Below are 6,298 nucleotides of genomic sequence, written 5' to 3'. Positions count from 1 at the left end.
ATATAGAAGCATGTAAGCTGTGGATCTTTTTCTTTTGAAAAAACGAATGGCCATTCATTTTACCTCTATCACTTTTCGAAAGCATTTAAATTGATTGTGGAGGGATTTTATGTCAGCATTTTTAGGGGAATTAATAGGGACTGCATTGTTAATCTTACTTGGTGGCGGCGTTTGCGCTGGTGTAAGTTTAAAGAAATCGTTTGCGAAAGATTCTGGTTGGATTGTAATTACAATGGGTTGGGGTCTAGCGGTTGCTATGGCAGCGTATGCAGTTGGATCAATTAGTGGGGCACATTTGAATCCGGCTTTAACGATAGGACTTGCTTTTAAGGGAGCGTTCCCGTGGAGTGATGTACCTATGTATATCGCAGCACAAATGATTGGGGCAATTATCGGGGCAGTTCTTGTATATTTACATTACTTACCACACTGGAAAGAAACAGAAGATCCAGGAACAAAGTTAGGTGTATTTGCAACAGGTCCAGCAATTCCGAACACATTTACAAACCTTTTAAGTGAAATGATTGGAACATTCGTTTTAGTATTTGGTATATTAGCAATTGGAGCAAATAAATTTGCAGATGGTTTAAATCCATTTATCGTAGGTTTCTTAATTGTAAGTATTGGTTTATCATTAGGTGGAACAACAGGATACGCAATCAACCCGGCTCGTGATTTAGGTCCGCGTATTGCACACTTCTTCCTTCCGATTGCAGGAAAGGGCGGTTCAAACTGGAAGTATGCATGGATCCCAGTAGTTGGTCCAATTCTAGGTGGATCACTTGCAGGATTATTCCATCAAGTTGTATTTGAAGGAAAACAAAATTCAGCACTTATTTATGTGATTATTACAACTGTGATTGTACTAGCAATCTCTTATATGACAAGTAAAAAAAGTGAAGCTACTACAAATAGTAGAAAAGTAGCATAGGGGGAAACTGATATGAAAAAATATATTCTTTCATTAGACCAAGGAACAACAAGCTCACGCGCAATTCTTTTCAATAAAGAAGGAAAAATCGTTCATTCAGCTCAAAAAGAGTTTACACAACATTTTCCAAAGCCAGGCTGGGTTGAGCATAATGCACAAGAAATTTGGGGATCTATTTTAGCAGTTATCGCAACTTGCTTAAGTGAAGCAGATGTGAAGCCAGAACAAATCGCTGGTATCGGTATTACGAACCAACGTGAAACAGCGGTTGTATGGGATAAAACGACTGGAAAACCAATTTATAACGCAATCGTATGGCAATCTCGTCAAACAGTTGAAATTTGTGATGAGTTAAAAGAACAAGGTTATAGCGAGATGGTTCGCGAAAAAACAGGTCTTTTAATTGACGCATACTTCTCTGGTACGAAAGTGAAATGGATTTTAGATAACGTTGAAGGTGCAAGAGAAAAAGCAGAAAACGGCGAGTTATTATTCGGAACAATTGATACATGGCTTGTATGGAAATTGTCTGGCGGTAAAGCGCACATAACAGACTACTCAAATGCATCACGCACATTAATGTTTAACATTCACGACTTACAGTGGGATGATGAGCTTCTAGACATGTTAACAGTACCAAAGAGCATGCTTCCAGAAGTACGTCAATCATCTGAAATATATGGAGAAACAATTGATTATCACTTCTTCGGTCAAAATGTACCGATCGCAGGTGTAGCTGGTGACCAGCAAGCAGCATTATTTGGACAAGCTTGTTTCGGTGAAGGTATGGCGAAGAACACTTACGGAACTGGTTGTTTCATGTTAATGAACACAGGCGAAAAAGCAGTAGCTTCTGAGCATGGCCTATTAACAACAATTGCATGGGGTTTAGATGGTAAAGTGAATTACGCATTAGAAGGAAGTATTTTCGTAGCTGGTTCTGCAATTCAGTGGTTACGTGACGGACTGCGTATGTTTAAAGATGCGAGCGAGAGCGAAGTGTACGCTAGCCGTGTTGAATCAACTGAAGGTGTATACATAGTACCGGCATTCGTAGGACTAGGTACACCGTATTGGGATAGTGAAGTACGCGGCGCTATGTTTGGTGTAACACGCGGTACGACGAAAGAGCATTTCATTCGTGCAACGCTAGAATCTTTAGCATACCAAACGAAAGATGTACTATGCGCAATGGAAGCAGATTCAGGTATTGAACTAAATACATTACGCGTTGATGGCGGAGCAGTTAAGAATAACTTCTTAATGAAGTTCCAAAGTGATATTTTAGACGTTCCTGTAGAGCGTCCAGTGATCAATGAAACGACAGCTTTAGGTGCAGCATACTTAGCTGGTCTTGCGGTTGGATACTGGAAAAACCAAGATGAAATTAAAGCACAGTGGCATATGGACAAACGCTTTGAACCAACGATGGAAGCGGAAACAAGCGAAGAGCTATATGCTGGATGGAAAAAAGCAATTGAAGCAACTAAAGCTTTCAAATAATCATAAACAGTGTTATAATGATGACAAGTTAATAATTCGGTAGGAGATTTGGAGAGACCACAACACGCTATAGAGGCGAAATCTATAGCGGAGCTTGTGGTCTCTTTTTTCGTTATCAAAGGGAGGAATTACCATGAAATTTTCAAGTAAACAACGTAAAGACGTATTAAACGGAGTAAATAAACAAGAGTTAGATGTGATCGTAATTGGTGGAGGTATTACTGGTTCTGGTATTGCATTAGATGGGGCAACACGCGGTTTATCAACAATTGTGTTTGAAATGCAGGACTTTGCAGCAGGTACATCAAGTCGTTCAACGAAACTTGTACACGGCGGTTTACGTTATTTAAAACAACTTGAAGTGAAAATGGTAGCAGAGGTGGGGAAAGAGCGTGCGATCGTATATGAGAACGGTCCCCATGTAACAACACCGGAGTGGATGTTACTTCCGTTCCATACAGGCGGCACGTTCGGGTCATTCAGTACATCAATTGGTCTTCGTGTATACGACTTCTTAGCAGGTGTAAAACGAAGCGAGCGCAGAAAGATGTTTAACCGTGAAGAAACGCTAAATAAAGAACCTCTTGTAAAACAAGAAGGATTAAAAGGCGGCGGTTACTACGTAGAATATCGTACAGACGATGCGCGTCTTACAATTGAAGTAATGAAAGAAGCGATTGAACATGGTGCGAAAGCTGTTAACTACGCAAAAGTAGACAGTTTCTTATACAAAGATGGAAAAGTATGCGGTGTACGTGTAATCGATTTACTAGACGGAGAAGTGTATGAAGTTTACGGTAAGAAAATTGTAAACGCAGCTGGTCCTTGGGTAGATACACTTCGTGAAAAAGATAACTCTAAAAAAGGGAAAGTACTTCAGTTGTCAAAAGGTGTGCATTTAGTAATTGACCAAAAACGGTTCCCATTAGGGCAAGCAATTTACTTTGATACACCAGATAAACGTATGGTGTTCGCGATTCCTCGCGAAGGAAAAACGTACGTAGGTACAACAGATACGTTCTATGATAAAGACGCAGCTGTACCACACATGACAACAGAAGATCGCACATATATCATTAATGCGATTAATTACATGTTCCCAAGCGTGAAAATTACAGAAAAAGATGTGGAATCAAGCTGGGCTGGTGTACGTCCGCTAATTTATGAAGAAGGTAAGAATGCATCTGAAATTTCTCGTAAAGATGAAATTTGGACTTCTGAATCTGGTTTAATTACAATCGCGGGCGGTAAATTAACAGGATACCGCAAAATGGCTGAAATGGTAGTAGACTACGTAACGAATCTATTACAAAAAGAAGGCCATAGCGCATATAAGAAGAGYGATACGAAACATATGCCAATCTCTGGTGGTCATGTAAGTGGTTCACACGGATTCCCGGCATTTGTTGCGAAAAAAGCAGGCGAAGGTACGAAATATGGTTTAACGACAGCACAAGCGGAAAAATTCGCGAAATTCTACGGCTCTAACGTTGACGTATTGTTTGACTTAGCGAAAAAACATAAAGACGAAGCGAAAGAATACAACATGCCGCTAGACGTTCTAATCCCGCTTGTATACGCAATGGATTACGAAATGACAGCGAAACCAGTTGACTTCTTCGTACGCCGCAGAGGCGCTGTATTCTTCAACATCCACTGGGTATACGAGTGGAAAGAAGCAGTAATCAACTACATGGCTGCGAAACTAGGTTGGAGCAAAGAAGAGCAAATGAAATACACAGCTGAATTAGAAAAAGCGTTAAGAGATGCTGTAATTCCTGTAGATCAACAAGAACAGGCAGCTGCGTTAGCGTAAAATAGAAAACCACCTGAAGGGGAGCCTTTAGGTGGTTTTCTTTATGGTTTATTTTTCTAACTATGTTGCATAACGACATATGTTGTTATACGATGTACGTAAGGAGGTGGTATTGTTGGACAAAGAAATCTTGAAGGGAAGTATAGATATTTTATTACTTTCTATCATTGCAAAACGTGATACATATGGATATGAAATAGCCCAAAGTTTAAAGGATGCAAGTGAAGATTTGTATAGTATGGGGCAGGGAACTTTGTATCCAGCTTTAAAGCGATTAGAAAAAAAGGAATTTCTTGAATCTTATTGGAATCAATCTGAGAATGGGATGAAAAGGAAATTTTATACTATTACAAGTAAAGGGAAAAAAGAATTGCAGAAGAAAGTGAACTCTTGGGAGCGTGTAACATCATTAATTCAAACTTGTCAGAAAGGAGTTATTTATGAGTGAATTTGATGAGTATATTAAGTCCATTTTAGCTTATTCAGAACTTAGTAATATTGAACAGGATGAGCTATTTCTAGAAATATATGATCACTTGAACAGCTTGAAAGAAGAATATATGGAACAAGGTATGAATGAAAAAGAAGCGGTGTATAAAGCGATTCAAACTTTTGGCGAATCAAAAGTTATTGGTTTAGGGATTAATCAATCGGTATACGAAGTTCCTAGACCATTAAAGATATTATCAAAAATTTTATGTATTCCTTATATAATGATTTGTTTTATTGTCTTTTTGGGAGCATTTATTTCAACTTCTACATTTGACTCTATTCGTAGTTTGACAGGTGGAACTGTTTATCATCCGATTGAATTTTGGCAGCAATTTTTACATATATCTGATTTAGAAACGTTATTGCAGCTTTTTGGAATAACACTTTGGCAAGTTAAAGATTTTATTGCGCATCCAGGTCCTTGGGGGAACTCAACGTATTGGCTAACTGTTTTGCAACATATAATATTGGTAGTTCCATTTGGATTTTTCGTTCCAGTGTTGATCAATAAAGTGACGAACTATAAGAAAGCTTGTAAGTGGTATGCTATGACCTTTTTTGCTTGGGAGATATTACATTTACTAACTTTGTCTGATGTTTTTGATGTGTGGCGGATTGCTATAAATATACTCGGTGCATCGATAGGATATCTTTTATTTATAAGCATGATACAAATGGATAATAAATTTAGGGTAATGCGAAAGAAGATATTTGAAAATTAACTTGCTATCGTGTAGTTAAAATTATATAAATTTAGCTTGATGATAATAGAGTATCACTGAAAACATAGGTACTATATAGTGAGAGGATTTTTTTATATTTGTAATAGGTGATGTTCATTGTTTATTTATACTGTTATGAAACGGGTGCATAATCCGTCTTTATTGGTGCTATAAAGGACGACAGCGTCACAGCTGAACTAGAAAAAGTCTAGATCAACAAGAGCAGGCAGCTGCGTTAGTGTAAAATAGAGAACCACCTGAAGGGGAGCCCTTCAGGTGGTTTTTATCTTGACTAAAAATAAATAAAATGTGTTACAATGATGATAGAGTATTTAGTATGAATTTTGCATAAAATAAAGAAGACAGAAGCCTGAGAAACTTCTGCCTTGTGTAACCTAGCTTGCTATTGTGGTGGTAGTAGGTGCGGTTATTGAACAATTAAATTAACGCTTTAGCCGAGAACCGCCCTTACCTTTTCCACGAAGCAGGGTGGTTTTCGCTTTTTTATATACAGAGATTAGCCATGGACCGACGTACCTTCTACCGATGACAACGCCAGCTCCTGTTAGGATTCCATACACTAATTTGATTATAAACATCGCGATCATTATATCACCTCCCCCTTTTTGCGAAATGGAAGAGATGATTACCACACCTACTAGTTATAGCTTATTAAGTTACATATTAATTGTATTATGTTTCAAAATAGGGGACAAGACATATGTATAAAAAATCCCTAGTTTCAAACAGCTCATTAGCGTGTTAAGTTTCGGGGTTTCGATGAGTAAGCTTTATGGAATGAACGTTAGTAAAATAATAGATCTGCTCTTAGTA

At 38.1% G+C, this 6,298-nt stretch carries 6 protein-coding genes; 5 read left to right on the top strand and 1 reads right to left on the bottom strand.

Annotated features, from left to right (window positions below):
* Positions 1-109: 109 nt before the first annotated feature.
* The 5 genes from glpF to AC1DJR_RS13995 all read left to right on the top strand — a co-directional run bounded on the left by glpF (position 110) and on the right by AC1DJR_RS13995 (position 5,464).
* Positions 110-931 (top strand): glycerol uptake facilitator protein GlpF, encoded by an 822-nt coding sequence (gene glpF, locus AC1DJR_RS14015; protein WP_002134791.1) that lies wholly within the window; start codon positions 110-112, stop codon positions 929-931.
* A 12-nt stretch (positions 932-943) separates the two neighbouring features.
* On the top strand, positions 944-2,434 hold the full coding sequence (glpK, locus tag AC1DJR_RS14010) for a glycerol kinase GlpK (RefSeq protein ID WP_410589281.1): 1,491 nt from the start codon (positions 944-946) through the stop codon (positions 2,432-2,434).
* A gap of 133 nt (positions 2,435-2,567) precedes the next feature.
* The gene (glpD, locus tag AC1DJR_RS14005; RefSeq protein ID WP_002030199.1) at positions 2,568-4,250 is read left to right on the top strand and encodes an aerobic glycerol-3-phosphate dehydrogenase; all 1,683 of its coding nucleotides are present in this window, start codon (positions 2,568-2,570) and stop codon (positions 4,248-4,250) included.
* A 115-nt stretch (positions 4,251-4,365) separates the two neighbouring features.
* Positions 4,366-4,698 carry a PadR family transcriptional regulator gene (locus tag AC1DJR_RS14000; RefSeq protein WP_061674045.1) on the top strand — a complete coding sequence of 111 codons (333 nt, stop codon included), beginning with the start codon at positions 4,366-4,368 and terminating at the stop codon, positions 4,696-4,698.
* The gene (locus AC1DJR_RS13995; RefSeq protein WP_477002838.1) at positions 4,691-5,464 is read left to right on the top strand and encodes a VanZ family protein; all 774 of its coding nucleotides are present in this window, start codon (positions 4,691-4,693) and stop codon (positions 5,462-5,464) included. The genes AC1DJR_RS14000 and AC1DJR_RS13995 overlap by 8 nt, the downstream gene beginning before the upstream one ends.
* Before the next feature lie 443 nt (positions 5,465-5,907).
* Here AC1DJR_RS13995 and AC1DJR_RS13990 read toward each other — a convergent pair whose 3' ends face one another.
* Positions 5,908-6,072, bottom strand: coding sequence for a hypothetical protein (locus AC1DJR_RS13990; RefSeq protein WP_429691943.1), 165 nt, complete (start codon positions 6,070-6,072; stop codon positions 5,908-5,910).
* Positions 6,073-6,298: the final 226 nt, after the last annotated feature.

The sequence above is a fragment of the Bacillus sp. 05T31 genome (genome assembly GCF_056396725.1).
The sequence above is the reverse complement of the archived record's forward strand: the minus strand, read 5'-3'. Positions and strand labels throughout refer to the sequence as shown.

Excerpts from the sequence above, each read along its gene's own strand:
- glpK (WP_410589281.1), top strand. The coding sequence starts at position 944 with ATGAAAAAATATATTCTTTCATTAGACCAAGGAACAACAAGCTCACGC.
- AC1DJR_RS13990 (WP_429691943.1), bottom strand. The coding sequence starts at position 6,072 with ATGATCGCGATGTTTATAATCAAATTAGTGTATGGAATCCTAACAGGA.
- AC1DJR_RS13995 (WP_477002838.1), top strand. The coding sequence starts at position 4,691 with ATGAGTGAATTTGATGAGTATATTAAGTCCATTTTAGCTTATTCAGAA.
- glpF (WP_002134791.1), top strand. The coding sequence starts at position 110 with ATGTCAGCATTTTTAGGGGAATTAATAGGGACTGCATTGTTAATCTTA.